This is a genomic window from Cohnella cholangitidis, assembly GCF_014107495.1.
GTDB lineage: Bacteria > Bacillota > Bacilli > Paenibacillales > Paenibacillaceae > Cohnella > Cohnella cholangitidis.
In genome coordinates this window covers 5,604,501-5,629,350 of the sequence record NZ_CP041969.1, presented here as the reverse complement: position 1 = coordinate 5,629,350, position 24,850 = coordinate 5,604,501, and the positions used below count along the sequence as shown (strand labels likewise).

Sequence of the window (24,850 nt, the reverse complement as noted above, 5' to 3'; positions counted from 1 at the left end):
TACGGACAATGGCTTTCATTGGTTAGGAACTTGATTTAAGATGTTGTCTTCCAGCATCGCGCTCTTATCTCCGTATTCTTTAATAATATGATTGTCTCCCCAAGCGCAAAGGGCATCCAAGATCGGTTTCAGGCTCATTCCGTATTCGGTTAACTCATATTCGACCTTAGGCGGAACTTGATTGTAACTAATGCGGTTTACGATCCCGTCGCTCTCTAACTCCCTAAGCTGTTGAGTAAGCATTTTTTGCGTGATTGCCGGCATCACGTTTTTGAAATCGCACGTTCGTTGTTTTCCGCGCGTAAGGTGGCAGAGGATTACGCACTTCCACTTGCCTCCGATGACATCCAAGGTCGCTTCCACGGAAATGTTGTATTTCTTTTGCGTCACGGCCGTTCCCTCCTGATGATAAACCAACTTGATATACCGCCTATATTACTTTTTAGTGCCTATAGTACTTTAAAGTGCGTACTACCCTTATCGGATAGAGTAACTCATAATAACATTTGCCGGCCGGCGATACCATACCGGGGAGTGACGAGAATGTTATTATTAAATAAACAGAGAGACACCTTGGCGCTCCTTGCTTTAGCGATAAGCGCCTTTGCCATTGGAACGACGGAGTTCATCAGCGTGGGCCTCTTGCCTCTCATCTCTGATGACTTGCACATATCGATCAAAACCGCGGGTTTAACGATTTCGCTGTATGCCTTGGGAGTTACGATAGGAGCTCCGATTCTGACATGGCTAACGTCTAACGTCTCGCGCAAACGATTGTTGTTAGCGATCATGGTCGTTTTTATCATCGGCAATACGCTCGCTTCCGCCGCTAACGGAATTGCGATCCTGCTGCTCGCCCGCGTCTTGTCCGCGTTCGCCCATGGCTTATTTATGTCCATTGGTTCTACGATCGCGGCCGATCACGTGCCCGAGAATCGCAGGGCCAGCGCCATTGCCACGATGTTCTCGGGGCTCACCATCGCTACCGTGACGGGAGTGCCGCTTGGCACCTGGCTAGGTCAGCAACTCGGTTGGAGAATCGCTTTCCTCGCAATCGTTGCGATCGGCGTGTTTGCTTTCATCGCCAATCTGGTGCTTGTCCCCTCTTCATTAAGCAAAGGTACGGTTACGCCGCTGCGCGATCAGCTCAAAGTCGTTACGAACGGACGTTTGCTGCTTGCGTTTGCCATCACCGCGTTAGGTTACGGGGGTACTTTCGTCGTCTTTTCTTATTTATCCCCGTTACTCCGCGACATAACCGGATTTAGCGAAGAAGCGGTAGTCGTCATTCTCGTCTTATACGGGATCGCCATTGCAATCGGTAACGTGATCGGGGGAAAAGCCGCCAACCGCAACCCCGCGACTGCCTTGTTTTATATGTTTGCGGTACAAGCTCTAGTGCTGCTGTTGCTTACGTTCACCGCACCATTCAAGGTTGCCGGGTTCATTACGATCCTCTTGATGGGATTGTTTGCCTTTATGAACGTTCCGGGGCTGCAAGTCTACGTAGTAATGTTGGCTAAGCGGTATACGCCAAAGTCGGTGGATGTAGCTTCCGCGTTCAATATTGCCGCGTTTAATGCGGGAATCGCGATCGGGGCATACTTGGGAGGTATAATCGCGGATACGATCGGTCTAGTTCATACCGCTTGGATCGGTTCGCTGATGGTCGCGGGCGCCGTCGTTTTGACGGGTTGGATTCGAGCTTCGGAAGCCCGAGATGCGTCCGAGCCCAATAAACTGGGTATCTCTGCGTGAGTGTAACGGACAATAAAGCGATCCTGTAAAATAATTCATAATAGGAGTGGATTTTAGAATGAAGCTAAACCATTTGCAAGCTACAACAACCTTAAGCAACGGCGTGTCTATGCCTTGGTTCGGGCTCGGAGTATTCAAGGTCGAAGAAGGCGCCGAATTGGTGAACGCGGTGAAGTTCGCCATCGGTAACGGATATCGCAGCATCGATACGGCCGCCATCTACCAGAACGAACAAGGGGTCGGACAAGGAATTCGCGAGGCGCTTCTCGCAACGGGACTTGCCAGACAAGATCTCTTCGTCACCTCGAAAGTATGGAATGCCGATCTTGGCTACGAATCGACGCTGGCCGCCTACGAAACAAGCCTTAATAAACTAGGATTAGAATATCTCGATCTCTATCTCGTTCATTGGCCTGTCAAAGGGAAGTACAAAGAAGCTTGGCGAGCTCTAGAAACTCTCTATAAAGACGGCCGGGTAAAAGCCGTCGGGGTGAGCAACTTCCAAATCCACCATCTTGAAGACATAATGCGGGATGCCGAAATCAAGCCGATGGTGAACCAAGTCGAATTCCATCCCTATTTGACGCAACAGGAACTCATCCGTTACTGCAAGGATCAGGGCATTCAGATGGAAGCCTGGTCTCCGCTAATGCAAGGCCAATTGCTTGATAACCCTACCTTGCGGGATATCGCTAACGCACACGGCAAATCGATCGCCCAAATCATTCTGAGATGGGATTTGCAGCATGGAGTCGTTACGATTCCGAAGTCGACGAAAGAGCAACGCATTATCGAGAATGCATCCGTATTCGATTTCGAGTTGACCGACGAGGAAATGACGCGAATCGATGCTTTGAATCGTAATCACCGGGTTGGTCCCGATCCGGACAACTTTAATTTCTGATGATGCTCTGATGTCTGCCGGACAATGAAACGTAACCGCGGTATCCGAAATTGGAGTCGATTATCGCGGTTACTGCACCTTCGAATATCCTTTTCGTATCTGTCCCATCCTAAGATAGATGTTCATTAGACCGATCAACAGTAACGCAAGCGAAAAGAACATTAAAGCATGACCAATACCGGGCATATAGTTAAAAATCGTCCCCCAAGGAGCCGAAGCTAATTTCGGAACGCGTACAATGACCGCAAGCGGTAAAACAATGTGAAAGAGGACGGTTGCCAAAAAGACAATGACAAATTTCAAGGTTATTCCTTTATAGCTTGATCTCATTTTAATTAAGCCGTAAGTAGACCAAACAATCCAAAGGCTCACAAGGATGAATAAGCTATTCGCGTACAAATCCACGTTACCGAACTCGGTCGGTTCCGGGATCCCCATAAAAAACAACTCTCCGTCGGAAACCACATTCATAATGCGATAGGATAGCTGCTCATAAACGTTCCCATACAACTTGGTCTTTAAAGCATCGTTCGTATTCATAAGGACGACGATGGCCCACTCGCTCTCCGGAATCATAATGACATCGGAATGGAAGTTTTCGGTGTCCCCGCCGTGGGAAATCGTGCGAGCATCCGTAAACCAGCCCATTCCATAAGGAAAAACGGCGGAGCTTTGATGCATAGCCTTCATTCCCTCCGAGGAGATGACGGCAGCATGGAGATAAGTGCCTCCGTTCATCTGGGCGATAACATAATGCGTCATATCCTCCGCGGAAGAAATGATGTACCCGGCCGGTACACTAGATCGGTGAATCTTGGGATCGGTCGAGATCATCTTTCCGAATACGGACTGGTAACCGCTTGCCAATCCGTTCGTTTCGGCTTCCGATTTTCGCGTAAAGCTATTCCTCATATCCAACCGGTCAAAAATTCGATCTTCTATATATTGCTCGTAGTCCAACCCTGAAATTCGCCGAACGATTTCACCTAAAAGGATGTAATTCGTATTGGAATATTGAAATGCGGTTCCTGCCGGTTTGGTCAGCCTCAAGTTACTCTGCCGGCGGACGACTTCCTCCAATGATTGATTGCCCGCAGTTAAAATGTCCCTTCCGTCGTAGGTGGAAATTCCGCTTGTCTGATTTAACAGGTCGCGAACGGTAACTTGTCTAGCTCCCCCGGGATCCTCCAACCGCAACTCCGGCAAATAACGCCGCACGGCCGTATCCAAATCGATCTTTCCTTGTTCCGCTAATTGCATCACGGCTAACGCGGTAAAGGATTTGCTAACCGACCCGAGCATAAAAGGAGTTTGAGGAGTCACTTCTCTTCCGCTGTCGTCCGCTACTCCATAACCTTTGAGATATACGACTCGATCTCCCTTGACTATGCCAAGGGAGAGGCCGGGGATATCGTAATTTCTCATCCCTTGCTCCACTATCTCGTCCACTTTCTTCTCGTCTATTGGTCGATTCGACGCTTCGACCTTGAGGAGATTACAATCGGCCGTTATACAGATCGCGATCAACAAAAAAGCAAAAAAATACCGCATCGTCCGAACCTCGCCCCTTAATGGCAGTCACCTGATTTCTCAACCTATATTGGTCGGAAAAGGTAAAAAGGTTCAGGCTCTTAATTCCGAACGTTTCGATTAATTCCGATGGACATGACGAAGCTGATGAATAAGACGAGCGCCGCCAATGAATACGGATAGTTGAGATTCACGTCCAGCAGCACTCCCGCGACCACCGGTCCGATGATATTTCCAAGGCTCGTAAAGGCCGAGTTCAAGCCTGCGACGTATCCTTGCTGATCTTCCGCCATGATGGACATCTGCGTGCTGACGGCCGGGCGCAAAATGTCGATGGAAAGAAACACGATAAACGTAACCGCGAAAATCATCCAAAAGCTGCTCACGAAAAGCGTCAAAAAGACAAATATGCTGGCCATGAGCAGACAGGCCGAAATGACTCTTTGCTCGCCGAACCGATTCAAGAGCCATCCGAATACGGTTACTTGAACAACGGCGCCCGCAATGGAGCCGAACGTAATAATAAAAGCGATATCCTTCGGCGTAAAACCGAACTTATGATCGACGAACAAGCTGTAGATCGTCTCGTAGTTCGCCAATCCGAACGACATGACGAACACGATGACCAGGCTTAAGAAATAAGGCTCGCGATATGAACGGATCAGTTGCGTAAGAAGATTATGCTTCGGTTCTTGCTTCCGCAGAGGCATCGGCTTCGATTGAGCCCGTCGATCCGCGGACAACGATTCGGGCAAGATGAACGCGGTAATGATCGCCGCTACGGCGCCGGCAACGGCCGCCGCATAGAAAGGGACGCGAATGCCGAACTCGGCAAGATATCCGCCGATTCCGGGTCCGATAATAAAACCCGTCGTGATCGCCGCGTTCATGAATCCCATGCCTTTGGCCCGTTCTTCGCTGGATGTCACGTCTGCCGTGTAAGCCATGACCGCGGGCATGATAAGAGCGCGCCGACTCCTCCCAGCATTCTTGACGCGAACAGAACAAACGTCGAATCGGCCGCGCCGAAGAGCCATTCGGAAAGCGCGAACGCGATCATGCCGGATACGATAATCGGTTTTCGTCCTAACGAATCCGACAGCCTCCCGGCCAATGGCGAGAATAGCAGCTGGGTAAGCGAAAACGCCGCAACGAGCAGCCCGACGATACTTCCGCTGATCTCAAGCTCCGTCATGAACTTAGGCATAACCGGAATGACTAGGCCGATTCCCGTAAAAACTAGAAAAAGGTTAAACATGAGGAGCAATAATGCTGCTCGATTTCTTAAAAGTAACGACATAATGAATCCTCCAAGCTTCTAAGCTAAATATCTGGGATGAAAAACAAAAACGAATAGGGAATACCGAATATTTATACTGAACGTTCATTCTATATTATAACGTCAAAGGATCAAGAGCGATCCTTGGCTATGCCGTTCAAGAACACGTCGATCGCCGATTTATATAACGCGAGCGCATCTTCCCGGCTCGCTTGGCGGGAGTGCTGGCTTAGGCCGATAATGAGGCTGTCCAAAATGATCGCGAGGTTCTCCACGTTATTTTCCGCGAATTCCCCGTTATCGATTCCCTGCTGCAGCAATTTCTGATTAAACTTAAGATATCCAGCCATCATTTCGGATATTTTATCTTCGACGTCGCTTGCCTTATCCGTGGCATTGAAAAACTCGTCGGCCGATTTGGTGAGCGGATGGTTGAGATTTTCGAGCACCAGATGTTCCGCCATTCCGTACAGCTTGTCTTTGGACGTCTTGAATAGCGGCTCCTTTGCTTGCCACTTCTCCTCCCAATCCCGATCCCATTCGCTGACGAGGTAGAGAAACAAGCCTTCCTTGCTCTTAAAATGATAATAGATGTTGCCCGCGCTGCTGCCCGTCGCGTTGACGATGTCTTCGATGGAAGTGGCCTTGTAACCCTTCTGCACGAATAAGGCTTTGGCCGCGTCTGCCACTCGTTTTTTCGTTTGCTCGCTTTGGATTTTCTTCTTATTCAACTTTCCCACTCCCTATTCGAAGGATAAATGCTTATCCCGAACAAGATTCCGAATCCCGAATATTACTGAACATTTATTCAGTATTGTAACGGAAAAAGTAAACTTAAGCAAGAACGGACTCGTACGCCTCATGAAGCTGCATCTAGTTGCATTTTGTACACTTAAAGTAGCCCCATCATTCGAACTTCGGAAAGTAGTTGCATTTTCTACATCTATTTCATTGCGTCAACTTGATTTTGTTCGAATTCAGGTGAACGAATTGTAATTTTTGCATTTAGTTGTTCAGTATCGACTTTCGGGCTCAAATAAGTGTACGAAATACAACAAGACAATCCATGCCAAAACCGCAACCTCCAGGAGGTTGCGGTTTTGCGCTAGCAGTACGTTTTTATTCTGCTTTCGGATAGATCATGATTTTAATCGCTTTATCCTTTTGCGTTCTGGAAAGCTGCAAAGCCGCATTGATCTCCTGCAGATCGAACTGATGCGTAATGACTTCGCTAATATTTAGACCGCTTTTGGCATACGCCCGTATGGCTGCCGCATAGGTATTGGCGTATCGAAAGACGCCGTAAATATTTAATTCGGAATCAATGATTTTATCTACGTTGAGCAGAACTTCATTTTCGGGAGGCAAACCCACAAATACGATTCTGCCGCCTCTTTTCACCAAATTCACCGTGCTTGAGATGGAGTTCCGATTTCCCGAAGACTCCATGATTACGTCGATGCCGGAGTTGTTCGTGAGCTTCGCGATCTCCTCGGCAATCGAATCTTCGAGCGGGTTAAAGACCGCGGTTGCCCCCATCTTCAGCGCGAATTCCCGGCGAAACGCCACAACGTCGCTCGCATAAATCTCTTTGACTCCGAACAGCTTGGCCGCTTGGATGGCTAACAAGCCGATCGGACCAAGACCCGTGATGAACACCTTATCGCTCGGCTTCACCTGTGCGCGATTCATGGCATGATAACCTACCGACAAAGGTTCCAATAAAGCGCCTTCCTCGAAGCTCATCGTATCCGGAAGTTGAAACAGGACATCGCTGCGCATGACGATATAGTCGGCCCAAGCTCCGTTATCGGGCGGGGTAGCCAGAAAGAACACGTCCGGACACAGGTTATATCTCCCCCCCTTGCAATACTCGCATTGCCCGCAAGGCACCCCGGGTTCGATCGCCACCCTGTCCCCTACTTTTACGTTGCTGACATTTGACCCGATTTCGACGATCGTACCTGCCACTTCATGCCCTAGAATCAACGGCTCTTCCACCACGTATCTTCCGATTCTGCCATGCTCGTAATAATGAATATCCGAGCCGCACACGCCGATGCACTGCACTTTGATCAGCGCTTCGTTCGGTCCCGGAGCAGGTTTTTCGATCCGTTCCACTTCGATGCGTAATTTCTCTTTCATTATCGCCGCGTTCATCATAACGTTCCCCATGCTCTGCTCCCCAGCCTCTCGACTATCGAATTTGAATTCCCGCGATCTCGTATTGCGAATGACCGTTCGTCTCCGTACAGACGATTCGCATTTCCTGCATCGTAAGCGATCCCTCGAAACGATGGACCTGCTTCCGTTGGCGATTATTGTCCACTTCCGCGACCGCAATCCACTCCCCGTTGCGAAGGACTTCGATCTTGTAGCTCTTGACGAGTTCGGGAATGACCTCGAACGGCGTACGATGATGATGCAAATTGATCAAATCTTCATTCACGTCGTCGTTAAAAGTAATATGCACCTCATTCGCCGCAACGGGTGCATCCCATTGCAAAACCAGCCACTCCGGTTGACCGGCCGCTTTGGCAGACCACATATGAGGGCCGCCGTACGGCCTCATATAACCATCGGACACTTTCGATGGATGATAGGCTTCCATCGGCTCTTGCAGTCTGATGCAGAATGGCTTCCTTACCGTTCGTCTCATATTCCATTGAACGACAAGCTGATTTGGATCAAGGCCTTCTAAACCTCTGGCCGCGTTCAATGTTTTTTCCCTCACGAAGGAGAGCACGCCGCTCCAAGGCTTGTGCGACAAATGAAGCTGAACGTTGCTATTTTCTCTAACGATAATAAACGCGTTCTCGGCTTGAGCCGGATTCCATGGCAAATGAAACGAAACCCACTGCAAATCGCCCGCTTGAACGAGTACGGCATCCTTAACCTGCAGTTCCACGGGAATATAATTTTCCGGTCTACCCGTACTCCACAGCTCGACCTCCACGGTTGTCGCTTCCGTCACATCCATTAGAATCTCGATGTTAGCGATGCCAGGATCAACCGGCACCAGAATACCGGCATCCCCAACCAAAGGATGCTTCTCGGCCGGGGAATCGATGCGGATTGCCGCAGCGTAGCTGGAAGCGGAAATCTTCGCATGTCGCGCCAAATCGTTCTCGTCCTCATGCTTAAGGCCGATAATCGAAGCGTCTTGCCATAATAAAGCTTGCTGCAATTCTTTGATATGATTCTCATATAACCCTCGCGGCGTTACGCCATATTCCACGCATAAAGCCGCAGCGGTCCCCGCCGCCTCGCCGATGGTTGCGCACGTACCCATGACTCGCGTTGCGCCGAACGCGATATGGGTCGCGCTAATGTTCCGTCCCGCGAAGAGCAGATTGCGGACGTTGGTGGAATACAAGGAGCGATAAGGAATTTGGAATGTGCCGTCGCTATGGAAGTGCATAGACAAGTGATCTACGGCATACATGCCTTCCTTCTGATGCAAATCGATAGACCAGCCCCCGAAAGTGACGCAATCGTCGAATTGCGTTTGGACTTCGAGATCGTTTTGATTCAGGACGTAATCGCCGATAAAACGCCGGTATTCTCGTTTGCCGGGTACGCTGCCCACCCATTCCAGCGTCATCCGCTCCGCGTCGAATTTGCCCGAGTTCTTGATGTAATCCCAGATCCCGTAAATGACCGACCACAGCTCGTCCCGAATGCGTTCGTTATCGTGAAGGGTGTCGATTTCTCCGCCCCACTCTATCCACCAATAGTGACATCCGGAATCGCCGCTTCTCAGCACTCTTTTGATCGGAATCGGAGTTTGGGTAATGTCCTTCGCAAAGCTTGGCGCGATGTAGTTAACGGGATGGTCGACTTCCTTCGTATAGAACAGCAACGTGCTGCCCAGCGTAATGTCGTCCGCTTCTTCCGGTGCCCACTTTTCCAGAAATTCGGATTGGGCTTCCCGCCCGATCCGGTATTTCGCTCCCGCCAAGAAACCGACAAGGCCATCGCCCGTGCAATCCATGAACACGGGGCTCTCGAACCTGATTTTGCGCTCGGAGCCCATCATCCACCCCGTCACGGAGTGGATAACCCGAGCGTCTTGCGGCCCATCGGCTTCGATCTCGTGAACGTCCGTATTCAGAAATAGCTGAATGTTCTTCTCGTTCCTGACCGTCTCCAGAACGACCATATCCCATAAATACGGATTGCCGTCCGGGTTTACGTATTGGTTCTTAAGGAACATTTCGCCCATAATCCCGGTCTCTCGCGCATAACGATTTACGCCATGCCCCGTCGCGCCGACCACCCACACTCTGATCTCGCTGCTTGAATTCCCGCCCAACATGGGCCTATTTTGCACCAAAGCTACCTTTTTTCCGTTTCTAGCGGCCGCTACGGCTGCGCACACTCCCGACAGCCCGCCCCCGATCACCGTAACATCCGACTTCACCGATTCAAATCTCATTTCATTTACCCCTTTCGGCACTTGGCTTCTCGTTATCCTTTAACAGCAGAGCTCGCTAATCCCTCGACGATAAATTTCTGACCGATCAGAAAGACGATAATCATCGGAATCATCCCGGCCGTCGCCGCCGCCATCATTCCGTTGTAATCCACGGTGTTCTCCAGGACGAAGTTTTGCAATCCGAGCGAGACCGTGTACAGCTTCTTATCCAATAAGAAAATAAGAGCATTCTCGAAATCGTTCCAATGCCACGAGAAATCGATAATGGCGAATGTTGCCAGCGAAGGCTTGGCCATCGGCAGCATCATACGAAGGAAGATCCCGAAGTGTCCCGCGCCATCGAGCATGGCCGATTCCGAAATATCTTTAGGTACGGCAATGAAAAATTGTCGAAGCATGAATACGCCAAGAACGGTAAATATGCCCGGCAAGATCAATGCCATATGCGTGTTATAGATCCCGATCGCGTTAAACATAATAAATTTCGGAATAAAAATGATTTGATTCGGAATCATCATTGCGACGAGATAGATGACGAACATCGTGTCCCTGCCTTTGAATTCGATTCTTGAGAATCCATAAGCGGCTACGGCCGCAAGAAATACAGCTCCTATCGTACTAATGATCGATATTTTCAGAGAATTCAGATAATAATTAGCAAAACTAGCCGGCCCTGTCCATACATTCTCGTGATATTTGATCGTAGGGTGATCGGATATCCAATGAAACGGATACTCAAACACTTCGAATGGCTGTTTAAAGGAAGTGCTTATCATCCAAAGGAACGGATAGATCATGACGAATGCAAATATCAACATCATAATCGTGGGAAAAAGTTTACGCATATGCTCTATCCCTTCATGAATAGTGAACCCATTTTTTCTGTGCGATCCATTGTATTGCCGTAATCGCGATAATAATAAGGAGAAGGAATACCGATATCGCGGACGCATACCCCATATCGTAATATCGGAAGGCCGTTTTATAGATGAACAAGGAAAGCACGGTCGTGCTGTTTCCCGGACCGCCGTCCGTGATCGCTTGGAAAATTCCCATTTGCTTAATCGATAAGATAAATCCCGTCATGAGCAGGAACAGCGTTGTCGGACTGACCAAAGGCCAGATCACGTATCGAATCGTATGCAGCTTGCGAGCGCCGTCTATCCTGGAGGCTTCAAGCAGCTCGGAGGATACTTCCTGTAATGCCGCCAAATAGATGATGATGTTGTACCCTAGCAAAAACCATATCCAAATAATATCGAATACGAATATGGCCGAAGAAGTCGAGGAAAGCCAACCGGGCGGATGATCGATTCCAATGCTCCTTAATAACGAATTGATAGGTCCGTTTTCGGGTTGAAAGATTAACATCCATACGAAAGCGATCGCAACTCCCGTCGTAATGTATGGAAGAAAAAACATCGTGCGAAGCATGTTCTTGAGATATACGCTCTTGTTCAACACAAGCGCCGTCAAAAATCCGAGACCTACGGAGATCGGAACGGATCCCAGGAAGATCAACGTATTTTTTAATGCCGTATAGAACACTTCGTCATGAATCAATCTCTCGAAATTGCTCAGACCTACAAAGTCGGCTTTAAGCAGCGGAAACTCCCAGTTCGTAAATGCTAAAAAGATAGAAAATAAAGCGGGAATAATGATGAAGAGAGAAACGCCAATCATATTGGGAGCAATGAACAAATACCCTGTCAGTTGTTGTTTTCTCATCCAGTTTAGCTTCATCTACAGCCTCTCCTAATAGAGTGAGGGGCATTGCCGTCAATGCCCTCACTCTTGTTGTTAGTGCATCGTCATTTTCGCTTCAGATAGTCATTGTGTCTCTTGACGAGATTTTTAATCGTGTCCTCTAAGGACTGGGCTTTAATATAGTATTTATCAAACTCTTCGCGTCTAATATCGATGACTTCTTGCGGAAGCGTGACTTGGAACGTAGGCAGATCATTGTTTAGAATTCTCTTAAGAGACTCTACGTCGTATTTATCTCCCAAATCGCCGATCAACAGCTCCAATGCTTTTTCTTGGTCGGCGTCTTTCGATGCCGGGATGCGGCCTCCCGAGGCCTGAGGGAGCATACCGCCGTCCGCGTACCATTTCAGGAACGCCCATGCTTCTTCCTTATGTTCGGATTTGGCGTTAATTGCTATAGCATCGCCCAATCCGCCCAAATATCTGAAATCGTCTTGATCCTGTGTGATTCGAGGCAATGGAGCAAAAGCAACCTTGAAGTCGCGCGGATAATCCTTCAAATTATTAGCATCTCGGAACACCCATTCTCCCGCATTCAACATTGCCAGTTTATTGCCCAAAAACTCTCCAATGACATTCATTTTCGTCGTCTCGATCAAACTGATCGGCGGGCTCACTTTAGAGGCATGCATCATATCGTAATGAGCCTGCAAAGCTTTTTCTACGATGCGCGCCGAGGTTAGAGGTACCGTCTTCTTTGACGTATCCTTGCACCGCCAAAGATCCGTCGAATGTAACGATATCTCTCCAGAACGGAAAAATCGTATAACCCCATCTTGTGTCCGTTTTAAGCGCTTTGGCGTATTTCTCGACGTCCGCCAACGTCCAATCCGTTGGAACGGGCAGCCCCGCCTCGTCAAGAGCATCCTTATTCATCCATACGAAGTGCATGTTTCTCTTCGTCGGCATGGCATAATATTTACCGTCTACCGCCCATTCCTTGGCGCTGGGCCCCATCTTGTCGTCGATGTTATAATCCGTAAATTGACTTAAATCGAGTGCCGAACCCGATGTTACCCGTTTGGTTAGTAACGGCTTCGTATAGTTTGCGAAAATATCTACGCTCTGGCCCGAGATGAGAGCCGTATCCAATTTCAAGTTCCCGCTGTCATCGTTTACGTATCGAGTGTAGGTCACTTGGATGTTGGGATTCGCTTTGTTCCAGTTATCCACGATCTCTTGCGGACCTGCTTCGGGCGGTACTCCTCCCCAGAACGTCAGATTCACGACGTCTTCGGAAGGTTCGGCCGATGATCCCGCTTGTCCGCTCGACTCTTTGCCGTTATTGCCGTTACTCGAGCAAGCGGATAGGACAGAGACTACAATCAACATAAGCGCTAGAACGATACTTGTTTTCTTCATCTTCTTTTGACCTCCATCTGTTTTTGATCTTACGCTGTCCATCATATAAAGGATTGAAGCTCAAAAGAATGAACATATCCATTAACCGATTAGAACAAAACCATTGAAATGCGATTCCGCATTAATCTCGATATTGCGATGGAGTAGCTCCCGTAATTCGTTTGAAAATCCGATTGAAGTAATTAATATTGTTGAACCCTACGTTGTCCGAGATTTGATTAATCGTAAGATCGGTCTTGGTTAAATAAAACATCGCTTTGTTGATCCGCAGATGATGCACGTAAGTAATCAAGCTTTCCTTTGTTTTGGCTTTGAATAAGCTGCTGAAATAGTTCTCGTCCATCGAGATCATAGCCGCCATGCTCTTCACCGAAATCTCTTTGTGGAAATTATCGTTGATATAGGCAATGACCTTATTCACTTCCGGATGATCCGTTAAGATCGTGGGCTGCGATTGTTTATAAACTTCCAAGTAAGCGTGCAGTTTCGTTCTCATCGCTTGCTTCAATTCCTCATGATTCCTTGCATCGAACAACGGGCTTTGATTGTGGCTTCCTATTTGGATCATCGAATAGAGCGTATAATCCACGTCTGCCGCTATTCTCTTCGCGTCGATCATCGTCAAATGGCTATTTCGCATATCCATCCATATTTCATCGACTAGCTCATAGCATCGTTTCTCTTCATCTCTTTCAAAGCTGGCCACAAGCTCTCGTTTTTTTCTCCATGCGAAATAGGGAGCGGATTCCTTATATTCGATGTCTTCAACGGAAAATGCCCCTTTCGCCCCCTCGTACCACGCGTAACCCAACTGTTGAATCACTTTTCTCCATTGCATGTTCAACTGCGAAGAATGAAAATCGGTTGCATATACGATCGCATATTTCTTATCGGCCGCAAGGGCATCGACGATCGCTATTCCCGGCTTGTGCCAGACGAATACGGTAGTCAGACCGTCGCCGTGATACATATGAACCGCTTCTGCGAAACGGAATTGTATAATAGGCAAGGCGTGCTTATGATCTTGGGCATTCCATCGCTCCTCGCCGCGAATGACGGATACGATCGTGAGGTTGAAATGCTCCAGATCCGAGATGACGGAAGGAACGGCTTCATGCTCATCTTGATTCAAGTCGTTAATCCTTAGCCAAATCTGCTCGTAATAATGATGGATTTTCTGATCCGCGTATTGGTTGCGCACCTCAAGCTCCGATTTAATTTTGGTTAGGGATTCGACTAGGCTGGATACGCTCATGGACAGCTTCAAAATATAATTCGAAGCGCCATATTCAAGAGCCTGTCTCACGTATTCGAACTCGTTCAAGCAGCTTAACATGATGAACTTGCAATTCAAATCCAGCGTTCTTGCTTGTTTTAGCAGTTCGACTCCGTCCATGACGGGCATTTTAATATCCGTAATGACGAGATCGAAGTGCTTTTCTTGAAGCAGCCGCAACGCTTCTTCACCATGATCCGCTTCCCCTTGAATGGCAAAGCCAAGCTCCTCCCAATTAATAATCATCTTTATGGATTCTCTTACGAACAATTCGTCCTCGACCAGCAGTACCTTCCACATCGTCGTCAACCTCCCTCGTAAGGACTTGAAAGCAAATATGGCAATTGCATTCGAACTAACGTCCCATGCTCCAAAGGAATCACTTCAAGCTTGCCGTCTTCTTTGAATAAGATCTGAAGCCTGTCCTTCAAATTTTGCAAGCCTATCCCTTTGCGGCTTCGCCCTTTTTGCGCCTTGTTTTGTTCTTGTATGCCAACCCCGTTATCCTCGATTTCAATATAGAGAAGCTTATTCTCGGTAAATATGCGAATGATAATGTTTCCTTGACCTTTAAGCGGAGCTATCCCGTGCAGGATTGAGTTCTCTACTAAAGGCTGAATGCTTAATTTCGGCACAAGCGCATAATCCATTCCCGAATTAAAGTCATAGTCAACGTTTAGTTGGTCATTGTAACGCAATTCATGAATGAGCAAGTAATCCTCGATCAGCTTAAGCTCGTCTTTGAGGTAGATTAATTCAACCTCCGAATGCAAACTCGTTTCGAGAATATTGCCTAGCGATAAGCAGATATCCGGAATATCCTTGTCGCCTTTTCTAATGGCAAGCCACTTGATCGTATTCAACGTATTTAACAAAAAATGAGGATTTATCTGCGACAGGAGCATCTGAAAATGAACGAGCTCCTTTTGCTTCTGCTCGTCCTTCAATAATTTCACCATCGTATTCATATCCGTCGTCATCTGATTGAACGAGCGGATGAATTGAAGAATTTCGCCCGTATAGTTTTTTTCCGAAATCGTTACTTTTAAGTTCTGCTTGACGATGCTGCTCATTTTCTTTTCCAGCACCGTTAAGGGCTTGGTGAATTTGTAGGAAATAAACATATTGATCCCGATAAAAAGTACGATAAACGCGATAAAAATACTAAAAAATTTGACTTTCAAATCCCATATCTCCTGGAATAACACCTTTCTAGGAATAACATCAACGAAGTACCAATCAAGTTGGGGAATGCTTCGGTAGTTCACGAGAGAATCCGTTCTTTGATCGAAATAAAAACCGCCTTTTTCCGTTGTTTCCCTAAAGAAATGGAGTACCTGGGAGTCCAACACGAGTCCGCTATTAAAAGAAGAAACAAGCGTCCCTGCTTTATCGATAAGGTAATACTGATGTTCTTCGTCGCTATGCACGGACGCTTTGAACCATTTTTCATAATCGATGCTTATTCTGGCTAAGCTGAAAGGAGTATTGTCCGTATTTCTCATCGTCGAACCAAGCGTCAGCAAATACTTACTGCTCGTGACGTCTCGCACGACGTAATTCGGGTCATTCGCAATCCACAAATAAGGACGATCGACGTTTAATTGTTTCGCCCAATGCTCATTTTTAATCGCGTTATAGTCCAACATTTGCTGAGGCTGAAAAGAAGTGTAAACGCTTCCATATTCATCAAGCAAAGTATAGTACACGATTTGCGAATTAAATAAAAAAATACTATTGTCGATATTTTTCAATACCCGCTCGATCAGATGCACCCGATCCAATTCCGTATATTTCTCGGGCTCCGTCAACACATCGTATATCACCTTGTCATTCTGAACCATAACTAGGGTTTTATAAACCAAGCTCATCAGATCCTCGGTCGATTGCTGGACTTGATCCAAGCCTTTGGAGCTTTGCGTTACGATTTTGTCCTGCAAGGCGCCTTCGAATTGGTTGAACAAATAAAGATATAGAACGATTAAAGGAGTAATGATGAGGATTAACAGAGATAGAAAAAGCTTCGACTTTAAGCTCTTCGGTTTTATTTTATGATAGATCGTCATCATGTTTATGCGTTTCCCTTCCACCTGTGTCTACTGATCCGTTCTATCTTATTTTAATCGAATTCGAAACGCGGCTGATGGAACAAACCTTATAGGTTGATGGCACAAATCATTGATATCGGCCTCGAATTCGCTACTATTTGTTCAAATGAGTCGTTGGATACGTTCATTCTCTTCGGTCTCGCCTATTTATATAGTTTGATTATAAATCATTAAACAATGATTCGAACTGGATAATAAGGGGAGATTACGGTTTGGGGAAAATAGGTCCATCTTTAATGTGCGCGGATCTTGGCAGATTAATCGAGAACATCCATCAGTTAGATATGTCCGGGGTAGACTTCTATCATTTCGATATTATGGATGGCAACTTCGTTCCTAATATTACTTTAGGACCTGATCTGCTAAAAGCATTGCGTCCGCACACCGACAAACCGTTCGATGCGCATTTGATGGTCGAGGAGCCCGAGAGATTCATAGAATTGATTGCCGAAGCAGGCGCGGATATGATATCGATCCACTCGGAATCCAAGGTGCATTTGCAAAGAGCGCTTCAGCAAATTAGAAGTCATGGGCTTAAAGCCGGAGTTGCTCTTAACCCTTCGACGCCGTTATGCGAGTTGGATTACGTGATGGATTGCCTTGATTACGTCTGCGTAATGACGGTTAACCCCGGATTCGCCGGCCAGAAGTTTATTCCGAGTACGCTGCGCAAAATAAAAGATCTAAAGCAGAAGATCGCTCGGGAGAAACCGGACATCTCTATCGAAGTAGACGGAAATATCAGCAACGCAATTATTCCCGAAGTGATATATCATGGCGCCGAAATGCTCGTATGCGGCACATCGAGCGTATTTATCCCGGGACAACCGCTGGAGCATTCCGTGAGGCAAGTCAAACATCTTATCAATCGAAATAGGAATTCAACGGATCCGAGCATTGAGGAGGTAAACGGATGACGATCACAGTTGTCGGGAGCACCATGATGGATATCGTTTTTCTGACCGAACATTACCCCCGGCGCGGAGACACCGTGTTCGGCAATGAAATCAGATACTCTCCCGGGGGAAAGGGAGCAAACCAAGCAACGGCTTGCGCTAAGCTAGGCGCGGAAACGAACTTCATCGGATGCGTCGGCAATGATTCTTTTGGACGGACGCTGCTTCGCAAATTACGGAGCAATCATGTAAATATAGAATTTATGAAAACAGTTAACGATACGGGTACAGGAACTGCCCAGGTGACGGTCGATTCAACCGCCGAAAATACTATTCTCGTTATCAAAGGGGCAAACGAATGTCTATCGATCGAGGATATTCAAGCTTGCGAGGATCAGATTAGCAAAAGCAATATCCTGCTTGTTCAAATGGAAATACCCGAAGAAGTCATGTTATACGCAATGAAAACGGCCCAAAGGCATGGGGTGACCGTGATACTCGACCCTGCGCCTGCGGACGGCATCCGTATTTCAGCTCTTAGGTATGCGGATATCATAGTTCCGAATCAACAAGAAGCAAAGGCGCTAACCCATATCGAGGTAAACAATATCCCTTCCGCCATAGAAGCGGCGATCTACCTGCACGAACAATATGGAATAGCGAAAAGCATCATCAAGATGGGGGCCCATGGATCTCTTGTATACGAGGATGGAGAGTGCGTGCATATCCGGGGCGTTTCCGTCCATGCCGTCGATACGGTAGGAGCAGGGGATTGTTATGCCGGGGCGCTGGCATATGCGTTGGCTAAGGGGCAACCTTTACCGGATGCCGCTAAGTTCGCTTCCATCGTCAGCGCGCTAAAAGTGACAAAGCACGGTGCACAAGACGGAATCCCTACTATGGACGAAGTAAAAGCGTTCTGTCTGGCTCGGAATCTAACCCTTGATATTTGACGCTAGCGAAATAAGCGGAAAAATACAGTTATTTGTTCGTCTTCTGATGGAATGAGGTCCATCCGACGATAAATAACTGTATTTTCCCGTTAATTTAGATATAGAGCGCATTCCGCAACAAAATAACTGTATAAATCCATTTACCTGGCGCGAACAAGGCTAACGAATCGCACCGTAACGAACCCGAACTACTCCGAAATAACGCCCTTTTTCAAAATCAAGTTCGCGTACAACGCGCTTTCCCCGGTTGCGATCACGGCGTAGGCTTTCTTAGCCCGCTCGTAGAACGCGAAGCGTTCCACTTCCTCGAAAGGCGCCGTGAACCCGGTGCGCGCCTCGATGATCTCGCCATAGGTTTGCCATATCGGCGTTTCCACCGTATCCCCCGGCACGACCTGCATCAGAGCTGCAGGTTTGTCCACGTACGGGTCTAACGGGAACAAACGAAGAATGGCATCTAGCAGCTCAGGAATGCCGTGGCCGTCGGCGCGGATCAAGCGCTGCGCATGGCTCGCCCCGGGAAAATTGCCGTCCGCGAGCACGATTTCGTCGCTATGGCCCATCTCCATCAGCACCTTCAACAGCTCGGGAGAAATCAAACTGGATATTCCGATCAACATAAACGTTCCTTCCTCCTCATACCCGGCCGAAGCCGATGAAAACTTCGTAAGCCGCAACCCAGTTCGCTGCCGCTTCCGGTTCGTAAACGTCGATCGGGAAGGAAGCCGCAACGAGCCGGCGAGCTTCCCGCAAATCCTTGCATTGGCCGAGCGCGACAAGCTGCATCAGCATGTTGCCGATCGCGCTCGCTTCGATCGGACCGGCCCAAACCGGTCTTCCCAGAGCATTGGCGGTGAATTGGCATAACAGCTTATTCTGGATGCCTCCGCCGACCATATGAAGGCCGCCGTATCGAATATCCGTCAGCTTCTCCGCTTGCTCCAGGGCTTGACGGTAACGCAGCGCGAGACTTTCCAGAATGCAACGGGCCACTTCGCCTTCGGACTCCGGAATAGGTTGTTTCGTCTCTTCGCAGAAAGCCCGGATTTTGTCCGCCATGCCGCCGGGAGAGAAAAATCTCGGATCGTCCGGATGAATAAGGCTGCGGAACGGCGTCGCTTGTTCGGCCATGCGCACGAGATCGGGGAAACCGATTTCATTCCCTTTCTCGTCCCATTCCCGTTTGCATTCTTGCAGCAACCACAAGCCCATGATGTTCTTAAGCAGCTGGTAGGTCCCGCCTATTCCGCCTTCGTTGGAAAATTCCAATTCCATTGTCTCATTGCTGAGCAGCGGCCCGGACATCTCCGTTCCTAACAATGACCAAGTCCCGCATACGAGGAAGGCAAACGGATCGTCCCCTGCCGGTACGGCGGCGATCGCGGACTCCGTATCGTGCGTTCCGACCGCTACCGCGCGCATCGCCGGAACGCCCAGCTCCGACGTAACCTCTGGCGATAACGGCCCTATAATCGTCCCCGGATGTACAGGATCGAGGAACAACCGGGAAGGAATTCCTAGCTTATCCATCAACTCCGCGTTCCACGCTTGCGCGCCCGGATCGAACAACTGCGTCGTCGTGGCCATCGTGAACTCGCACGATTTGATTCCCGTTAGCAAATAAGCCAATAAATCCGGGGTGAGCAATAACGTCCGCGCGATGTCCAGCTTCGGGGATGCCGCCTTCTTCATGGCATATAGCTGGTAAAGCGTATTAAAGGGCATGAACTGCAAGCCGCTTTGCCGGAACAGAGCTTCTTGACCGATGAGACCGTTCACTTCCTCGATCAAGCCTTCCGTCTGCGAGTCGCGATAGTGATAAGGATTGCCAAGCAGCTCTCCGTTCGCATCCAACAAACCGAAATCGACGCCCCACGTGTCGATACCGAACGTGGATGGCTCGTAACCGCCTTGGAATGCCAATCGGATCCCTTTCTTCATCTCGTGCAGCAATCTCAGAACGTCCCAATGCAAATGGTTGCCGACATGGATCGCATGGTTGGGGAAGCGATGGATTTCCGTCACTTCCAGCTTCCGCCGTCCATCCGATCCGGACGTCAGCCGTCCGATTAACGCCCGGCCGCTGCTTGCGCCCATGTCGAACGCCAATATCGTCGTATCCGTTGCCGTCGTCATCGTAATTCCCTCCCTTCTTCGAAGCGAGAGCTTCTATTTCATTTTCTGCAGCAGCTCGATGCGATACGCTTCGCTCTCCAAGGAAGCGATCTCCTCGAACTCTTCTTTGGTCAGCACCTTCGGCTCCTTGATCGCTTTGGCGATCAGGAAAATTTTCGCGCTTTCCTCTACGACCTCGGTACGGTAATAAGCTTCGCGCAGGTTGCGCCCCGTCGTTACCAGCCCGTGATTGCCAAGCAAGATCGAGGAATGTTCGATTTTCTCGACTACGGCGTCCGCGAGCTTATCGGTCGTCGGCAGCACGTAATCTACGTATACGGTTTTGCCTACTAGAGCGGCTTGGTCCGGGAACATGATCGGCAAGTCTTTCTCAACTAGCGTAAACGCGATGCAATAGGGCGGATGCGTATGCACCATCGCTCCGATGTTCGGGTTTTGGCGATAAGCATACAAGTGCATAAGCACTTCGGAGGATGGACGCAGTCCGATATCGGTAATATGGCCGGTCTCGATGTCTACTTCCACCCACTGCTCTGGCTTAATTTCGTCCAATGCGAAACCGCTTGGAGAAAGGTACATTTTCCCCTCGTAACGCGCGCTGATATTGCCTCCCGGACCGACGACAAGCTTGTTGGACACGGTTTTTTGCGCGTATTTGCATAATTCGAGACGAATATCTTGGCTGCTCATGGTTGTGTTCGCTCCATTCGATGGACAGACAACCGCCGCCTGCCTCCCGGAAGAAACAGGCGACAGCGTCGTCGGTAGATTTATTTGTAAAGAGGTCCGAAGTTGTTGCAGGCGCGATAGTCCGCGCTCTCCGCGTTGTCCGTTCCGAACAGGCCCCAGACGCGAGGACGGAAAATCTTCTCTTCCGATACGTTGTGCATGCTGACCGGAATACGCAACATCGAAGCCAGCGTGATCAGATCCGCGCCGATATGTCCGTAGCTGATCGATCCGTGGTTAGCGCCCCAGTTGTCCATGACGTCGTATACGCTTCTAAACGAGCCTTTGCCCGTTATGATCGGAGCGAACCAAGTCGTCGGCCATGTGGAATCCGTACGTTTGTCGAGCGTATCGTGAACGTCCGCCGGCAGATCTACGGAATAACCTTCCGCGATTTGCAGCACCGGTCCGATTCCTTTGACCAGGTTCAAGCGGGACATCGTCATCGGCATGCCGCCGCGGGTAAGGAAATCCGACGAATAGCCGCCCCCGCGGAAATATTCGACGGATGCCGGACGCCAGGAGGTCGCATCGAGACACTTCTGCGCTTCTTCGGCGGAGATTTCCCAGTACGGCTTCATCGCCGGCTTGCCGTCTTTCGATTGCTCTCCCGTACCGTCCATCGTCGCGGAACCGGAATTGATCAAATGCAGGATTCCGTTCTCCGCCGCGCCGGACAGCTTATGTCCCGTAACGCGCTCTACCGATTCCGGGCTCCAGTACGTACGAACGTCCGCAAAGATTTGCGCCGTATTCGTGAGCAGGTTGCCGAACAGCATAACCGCGCCGTTAAGGCTATCGTTCTCCGTTGCCACCATGTATGGCGCGCGAATTCCGTTCCAGTCGAACGAGGAATTCAGAATCGTCTCCATGAAGTCGCCGTTAGGGAAATGATCCGTCCACTGGCGTTGCCCTTGGAAACCGGAGACGATCGCGTTATGACCTTGCGCTTCTTCTCCGAAGTCCAGCTCGGCCAAACGAGGGTTGCCTATCATCAAGTCGCGGGCGATAATCGTCATTTTGACGACGGTTTCCCAATCTTTGTCTTTCTGATCGCGGGACGTCTGCAGCTGCGGCGGGTTGTTGTCCGGGCCTTCGATGCAGTTTTCCTTAACCCATGCAAGCGCTTTCTCGTATTCCGCGGGATCATAGATTTTCTCTTCCATGCGGCGAACGAACTCGCTCATATCGATGTACTCCGTACGCAAGCCCAAGTATTCCTGGAAGAAGCTATCGTTCACGATCGAGCCGGCGATTCCCATCGATACGGAACCCATCGACAAGTAGGATTTGCCTTTCATGAGGGCAACCGCAAGTCCCGCCCTCGCGAATCCGAGCAATTTGCTCTTCACGTCTTCCGGCACTTCCGTCGAACCTGCATCCTGAACGTCATGGCCGTAGATGCCGAACGCCGGCAAGCCCTTCTGCGCGTATGCGGACAGAACCGCCGCCAAATATACCGCGCCCGGACGCTCCGTACCGTTAAAGCCCCATACCGCTTTCGGAATCGTCGGATCCATGTCCATCGTCTCCGTACCGTAACACCAGCACGGCGTCACCGTTATCGATACCCCGACGTTCTCGCGGGCGAATTTGGTTGCCGCAGCCGCGGATTCCGCAACGCCGCCGATCGTTGAGTCCGCAATGACACATTCGACCGGCGAACCGTCCGGGTAACGCAAGTTGTCGGAAATCAGCTTAGCAACGCCTTTGGCCATGTTCATCGTTTGATCTTCCAGCGACTCGCGGACGCCTTTGCGTCTGCCGTCAATCGTAGGACGAATGCCGATTTTCGGAAATCCGCCGTTCCATCTGAAATGCTGCTCTACCATGTTAGTACCTCCAAATGGGAGAAATAATGTTACCGATAACCTTAAATTATCAGGGTAAACGCTTGCTGTCAATTGTTTAATTCGGTAATATAAAAACAACATCCTGACAACAAGGAGCTTCACCCATGGTTACCATTTACGACATTGCGGCCAAAGCTGGCGTCTCTGCGATGACCGTATCCAGGGTTATCAATAACACTGGCAAAATCAGCGATAAAACGAGGGCGAAAGTCAGGCGCGTGATGGAAGAGCTGAATTACGTCCCGAATCATATGGCCCGAAGCTTGGTTCTGCAGCAATCCAACCTGCTGTTCCTGCTCATTACCGACATTACTAACCCTTTCTACACGACATTGGCCCGAGGCGCGGAGGATGCCGCCAAAAAATACGGCTACCGACTGTTGTTCGGGAACTCGGACGAAAGCGTGGACAAAGAAAAGGATTACGTGGATACGATTCTAGCGACGAGAGCGGACGGCGTATTGGTCGCCCCGGCCGGCGATCCTTCGTTGCCTCATTTGGAGACGCTGCGCAAGCATCAGGTCCCGTTCGTGCTTCTCGACCGCGAAGTGCCCGGAATGGATAGCGACGTGGTGCTGGGGGATAGCAAGGAAGGCGCCCGGAAGCTCGTGGACCACTTGACCTCCCAAGGCCACCGTAGAATCGCGCTGATTAACGGCTCGCCGCACATTTCCAGCGCCCGATTGCGGTTGGAAGGTTACCGGGAAGCCTTAAAGCTTAACGATCTCGCATACGACGACGCTTATGTACTCGAGACTGCTTTCGAGCCGCGAAGCGACTTGTCCGAAATCGAAAGCTGGCTGGATCGAATGTCCCCCTTGCCGACGGCGATCGTCGCGGGAAACAACGTGCTCGCGGTAGAAGTCATACGAACGCTTCACGATCGGGGCATTAGGGTACCCGATCGGATATCGGTCGTATGCTTCGACGATCTTGGCCCGTACTCGGAGATCGATCCGTTCCTGACCGTAATCGCCCAGCAAGCTTACCAATTCGGTTATCTCGGCATGCAGATGCTCGTTGAACGAATTCAGGAACGCGGAGAAACCGGCCTGCCGTGGAAAAAAATCGTCCTTCCCGCGGACATGATCGTTCGGCGCTCGGTATCGGCGGTAGAAGGTATAATCTAAAGTCGGAATTAGACCGGTTCCTGGTCTCCTATGAGAGTCGGAGTCTCGGCTCTCTACCAAGCGCACAAAGAGCCGATCGCCACGGATTAACGCGGCGATCGGCTCTTTCGATTATTAATATGACTTTAACCTTCCAGCCAGACGGTCTTCTCGGCCGCGGGCACTCGTTTGCCCGCCGGCGGGTTCATGTCGGGATATCCGACGTAGATCAGGCCGACGACCTGCTCGTTTCCGTTAAACCCTAGCGCTTGCTTCATCTTCGGATGATAGGCAGGATCACCCGTACGCCATACCGCTCCAAGGCGCTCGCATGCGCCGTAAGCAATAGATTTTGCACGGCGACTTGCGCCGCTGCAAGCTCCTCGGCCGGATTCACCCGCGGCGCATCGGACGGCGAGCAAGCCACGGCGATCACGACGGCGCCCGGAACGCTTTGGCAACTTCCTTCTCTAGTCGCTGCTTACGATCCTCTCCGGCTAAATCTTGCATTGTATCCTCTGCAATGTCGGCGTACGCTTGACCAAGCACCCGTCTGCCTCCCCCCGTCATGACCACGAATTTCCACGGCTCCGTCGCATGGTGGCTCGGCGCCCAGGTCGCCGCTTCAAGAAGCTTCTCTATTAATTCCCGAGGCACGGGGTCATCCTTGACCTTTCCGATACTGCGTCTGCCTTGAATGATTTCTTCTAAGCTAGCCATCCCCATCTATCCCTTCGTTAATTGAACGTTTT

At 49.5% G+C, this 24,850-nt stretch carries 22 protein-coding genes and 1 pseudogene; 5 read left to right on the top strand and 18 right to left on the bottom strand.

Features of this window, described 5'->3' with window-relative positions:
* Positions 1 to 15: 15 nt before the first annotated feature.
* Entirely contained in the window at positions 16 to 390 is a 375-nt protein-coding gene (locus tag FPL14_RS25735; RefSeq protein WP_182300398.1) for a winged helix-turn-helix transcriptional regulator, read from the bottom strand.
* A gap of 153 nt (positions 391 to 543) precedes the next feature.
* Here FPL14_RS25735 and FPL14_RS25730 point away from each other — a divergent pair, with 153 nt between their 5' ends.
* Both FPL14_RS25730 and FPL14_RS25725 read left to right on the top strand, forming a co-directional pair.
* Complete coding sequence (locus FPL14_RS25730; RefSeq protein ID WP_182300397.1) at positions 544 to 1,758, top strand: MFS transporter; 1,215 nt, start codon at positions 544 to 546, stop codon at positions 1,756 to 1,758.
* Positions 1,759 to 1,816: 58 nt separating this feature from the next.
* A complete protein-coding gene (locus FPL14_RS25725; RefSeq protein ID WP_182300396.1) occupies positions 1,817 to 2,662 on the top strand; it encodes an aldo/keto reductase in 846 nt (281 codons plus the stop codon).
* Between the two features lie 69 nt (positions 2,663 to 2,731).
* Here the strand turns inward: FPL14_RS25725 and FPL14_RS25720 are convergent, their stop codons facing one another.
* The 11 genes and pseudogenes from FPL14_RS25720 to FPL14_RS25675 all read right to left on the bottom strand — a co-directional run bounded on the left by FPL14_RS25720 (position 2,732) and on the right by FPL14_RS25675 (position 16,383).
* Positions 2,732 to 4,213 (bottom strand): serine hydrolase domain-containing protein, encoded by a 1,482-nt coding sequence (locus FPL14_RS25720; protein ID WP_182300395.1) that lies wholly within the window; start codon positions 4,211 to 4,213, stop codon positions 2,732 to 2,734.
* Between the two features lie 80 nt (positions 4,214 to 4,293).
* Positions 4,294 to 5,492 (bottom strand): annotated as a pseudogene (locus FPL14_RS25715) (MFS transporter).
* Positions 5,493 to 5,602: 110 nt separating this feature from the next.
* Positions 5,603 to 6,202, bottom strand: a complete 600-nt coding sequence (locus tag FPL14_RS25710) for a TetR/AcrR family transcriptional regulator (protein WP_182300394.1) — start codon at positions 6,200 to 6,202, stop codon at positions 5,603 to 5,605.
* Between the two features lie 388 nt (positions 6,203 to 6,590).
* Positions 6,591 to 7,646 carry an NAD(P)-dependent alcohol dehydrogenase gene (locus tag FPL14_RS25705; protein ID WP_182300393.1) on the bottom strand — a complete coding sequence of 352 codons (1,056 nt, stop codon included), beginning with the start codon at positions 7,644 to 7,646 and terminating at the stop codon, positions 6,591 to 6,593.
* A 22-nt stretch (positions 7,647 to 7,668) separates the two neighbouring features.
* The gene (locus tag FPL14_RS25700; RefSeq protein WP_182300392.1) at positions 7,669 to 9,909 is read right to left on the bottom strand and encodes an FAD-dependent oxidoreductase; all 2,241 of its coding nucleotides are present in this window, start codon (positions 9,907 to 9,909) and stop codon (positions 7,669 to 7,671) included.
* 32 nt (positions 9,910 to 9,941) lie between these two features.
* Positions 9,942 to 10,754, bottom strand: coding sequence for a carbohydrate ABC transporter permease (locus FPL14_RS25695; RefSeq protein ID WP_182300391.1), 813 nt, complete (start codon positions 10,752 to 10,754; stop codon positions 9,942 to 9,944).
* A 13-nt stretch (positions 10,755 to 10,767) separates the two neighbouring features.
* Entirely contained in the window at positions 10,768 to 11,652 is an 885-nt protein-coding gene (locus FPL14_RS25690; protein ID WP_182300390.1) for a carbohydrate ABC transporter permease, read from the bottom strand.
* Positions 11,653 to 11,720: 68 nt separating this feature from the next.
* Entirely contained in the window at positions 11,721 to 12,311 is a 591-nt protein-coding gene (locus FPL14_RS30155) for an extracellular solute-binding protein (RefSeq protein ID WP_229263675.1), read from the bottom strand.
* Positions 12,295 to 13,038, bottom strand: coding sequence for an ABC transporter substrate-binding protein (locus tag FPL14_RS30150; RefSeq protein ID WP_229263674.1), 744 nt, complete (start codon positions 13,036 to 13,038; stop codon positions 12,295 to 12,297). The genes FPL14_RS30155 and FPL14_RS30150 overlap by 17 nt, the downstream gene beginning before the upstream one ends.
* Positions 13,039 to 13,159: 121 nt before the next feature.
* A complete protein-coding gene (locus FPL14_RS25680; protein WP_182300389.1) occupies positions 13,160 to 14,614 on the bottom strand; it encodes a response regulator transcription factor in 1,455 nt (484 codons plus the stop codon).
* A gap of 5 nt (positions 14,615 to 14,619) precedes the next feature.
* Positions 14,620 to 16,383, bottom strand: a complete 1,764-nt coding sequence (locus FPL14_RS25675) for a cache domain-containing sensor histidine kinase (RefSeq protein WP_182300388.1) — start codon at positions 16,381 to 16,383, stop codon at positions 14,620 to 14,622.
* 251 nt (positions 16,384 to 16,634) lie between these two features.
* On the opposite strand from FPL14_RS25675, the gene rpe reads away from it, so the two are divergent.
* Complete coding sequence (gene rpe / locus FPL14_RS25670; RefSeq protein ID WP_182300387.1) at positions 16,635 to 17,339, top strand: ribulose-phosphate 3-epimerase; 705 nt, start codon at positions 16,635 to 16,637, stop codon at positions 17,337 to 17,339.
* Entirely contained in the window at positions 17,336 to 18,271 is a 936-nt protein-coding gene (gene rbsK / locus FPL14_RS25665; protein WP_182300386.1) for a ribokinase, read from the top strand. The genes rpe and rbsK overlap by 4 nt, the downstream gene beginning before the upstream one ends.
* A gap of 188 nt (positions 18,272 to 18,459) precedes the next feature.
* On the opposite strand, the gene fucU is transcribed toward rbsK, so the two are convergent.
* From fucU to FPL14_RS25645, 4 genes are all read right to left on the bottom strand, one after another.
* Positions 18,460 to 18,891, bottom strand: a complete 432-nt coding sequence (fucU, locus tag FPL14_RS25660; protein ID WP_182300385.1) for an L-fucose mutarotase — start codon at positions 18,889 to 18,891, stop codon at positions 18,460 to 18,462.
* A gap of 16 nt (positions 18,892 to 18,907) precedes the next feature.
* Positions 18,908 to 20,407 carry a rhamnulokinase gene (locus FPL14_RS25655; protein WP_182300384.1) on the bottom strand — a complete coding sequence of 500 codons (1,500 nt, stop codon included), beginning with the start codon at positions 20,405 to 20,407 and terminating at the stop codon, positions 18,908 to 18,910.
* Between the two features lie 33 nt (positions 20,408 to 20,440).
* Positions 20,441 to 21,097, bottom strand: a complete 657-nt coding sequence (locus FPL14_RS25650) for a class II aldolase/adducin family protein (RefSeq protein WP_182300383.1) — start codon at positions 21,095 to 21,097, stop codon at positions 20,441 to 20,443.
* A gap of 80 nt (positions 21,098 to 21,177) precedes the next feature.
* Positions 21,178 to 22,968, bottom strand: coding sequence for an L-fucose isomerase (locus tag FPL14_RS25645; protein ID WP_182300382.1), 1,791 nt, complete (start codon positions 22,966 to 22,968; stop codon positions 21,178 to 21,180).
* 125 nt (positions 22,969 to 23,093) lie between these two features.
* Here FPL14_RS25645 and FPL14_RS25640 point away from each other — a divergent pair, with 125 nt between their 5' ends.
* A complete protein-coding gene (locus tag FPL14_RS25640) occupies positions 23,094 to 24,119 on the top strand; it encodes a LacI family DNA-binding transcriptional regulator (RefSeq protein WP_182300381.1) in 1,026 nt (341 codons plus the stop codon).
* Between the two features lie 125 nt (positions 24,120 to 24,244).
* Here the strand turns inward: FPL14_RS25640 and FPL14_RS30635 are convergent, their stop codons facing one another.
* Both FPL14_RS30635 and FPL14_RS30630 read right to left on the bottom strand, forming a co-directional pair.
* Positions 24,245 to 24,559, bottom strand: a complete 315-nt coding sequence (locus tag FPL14_RS30635) for a nitroreductase family protein (protein WP_324617847.1) — start codon at positions 24,557 to 24,559, stop codon at positions 24,245 to 24,247.
* On the bottom strand, positions 24,531 to 24,818 hold the full coding sequence (locus FPL14_RS30630; protein WP_324617846.1) for a nitroreductase family protein: 288 nt from the start codon (positions 24,816 to 24,818) through the stop codon (positions 24,531 to 24,533). Before FPL14_RS30630 ends, FPL14_RS30635 begins: the two co-directional genes overlap by 29 nt.
* Positions 24,819 to 24,850 lie beyond the last annotated feature (32 nt).

Excerpts from the sequence above, each read along its gene's own strand:
- FPL14_RS25730 (WP_182300397.1), top strand. The coding sequence starts at position 544 with ATGTTATTATTAAATAAACAGAGAGACACCTTGGCGCTCCTTGCTTTA.
- FPL14_RS25725 (WP_182300396.1), top strand. The coding sequence starts at position 1,817 with ATGAAGCTAAACCATTTGCAAGCTACAACAACCTTAAGCAACGGCGTG.
- FPL14_RS25720 (WP_182300395.1), bottom strand. The coding sequence starts at position 4,213 with ATGCGGTATTTTTTTGCTTTTTTGTTGATCGCGATCTGTATAACGGCC.
- FPL14_RS25705 (WP_182300393.1), bottom strand. The coding sequence starts at position 7,646 with ATGGGGAACGTTATGATGAACGCGGCGATAATGAAAGAGAAATTACGC.
- FPL14_RS25700 (WP_182300392.1), bottom strand. The coding sequence starts at position 9,909 with ATGAGATTTGAATCGGTGAAGTCGGATGTTACGGTGATCGGGGGCGGG.
- FPL14_RS25695 (WP_182300391.1), bottom strand. The coding sequence starts at position 10,754 with ATGCGTAAACTTTTTCCCACGATTATGATGTTGATATTTGCATTCGTC.
- FPL14_RS25690 (WP_182300390.1), bottom strand. The coding sequence starts at position 11,652 with ATGAAGCTAAACTGGATGAGAAAACAACAACTGACAGGGTATTTGTTC.
- FPL14_RS30155 (WP_229263675.1), bottom strand. The coding sequence starts at position 12,311 with ATGATGCATGCCTCTAAAGTGAGCCCGCCGATCAGTTTGATCGAGACG.
- FPL14_RS30150 (WP_229263674.1), bottom strand. The coding sequence starts at position 13,038 with ATGAAGAAAACAAGTATCGTTCTAGCGCTTATGTTGATTGTAGTCTCT.
- FPL14_RS25680 (WP_182300389.1), bottom strand. The coding sequence starts at position 14,614 with ATGTGGAAGGTACTGCTGGTCGAGGACGAATTGTTCGTAAGAGAATCC.
- FPL14_RS25675 (WP_182300388.1), bottom strand. The coding sequence starts at position 16,383 with ATGATGACGATCTATCATAAAATAAAACCGAAGAGCTTAAAGTCGAAG.
- rbsK (WP_182300386.1), top strand. The coding sequence starts at position 17,336 with ATGACGATCACAGTTGTCGGGAGCACCATGATGGATATCGTTTTTCTG.
- fucU (WP_182300385.1), bottom strand. The coding sequence starts at position 18,891 with ATGTTGATCGGAATATCCAGTTTGATTTCTCCCGAGCTGTTGAAGGTG.
- FPL14_RS25655 (WP_182300384.1), bottom strand. The coding sequence starts at position 20,407 with ATGACGACGGCAACGGATACGACGATATTGGCGTTCGACATGGGCGCA.
- FPL14_RS25650 (WP_182300383.1), bottom strand. The coding sequence starts at position 21,097 with ATGAGCAGCCAAGATATTCGTCTCGAATTATGCAAATACGCGCAAAAA.
- FPL14_RS25645 (WP_182300382.1), bottom strand. The coding sequence starts at position 22,968 with ATGGTAGAGCAGCATTTCAGATGGAACGGCGGATTTCCGAAAATCGGC.
- FPL14_RS25640 (WP_182300381.1), top strand. The coding sequence starts at position 23,094 with ATGGTTACCATTTACGACATTGCGGCCAAAGCTGGCGTCTCTGCGATG.
- FPL14_RS30630 (WP_324617846.1), bottom strand. The coding sequence starts at position 24,818 with ATGGCTAGCTTAGAAGAAATCATTCAAGGCAGACGCAGTATCGGAAAG.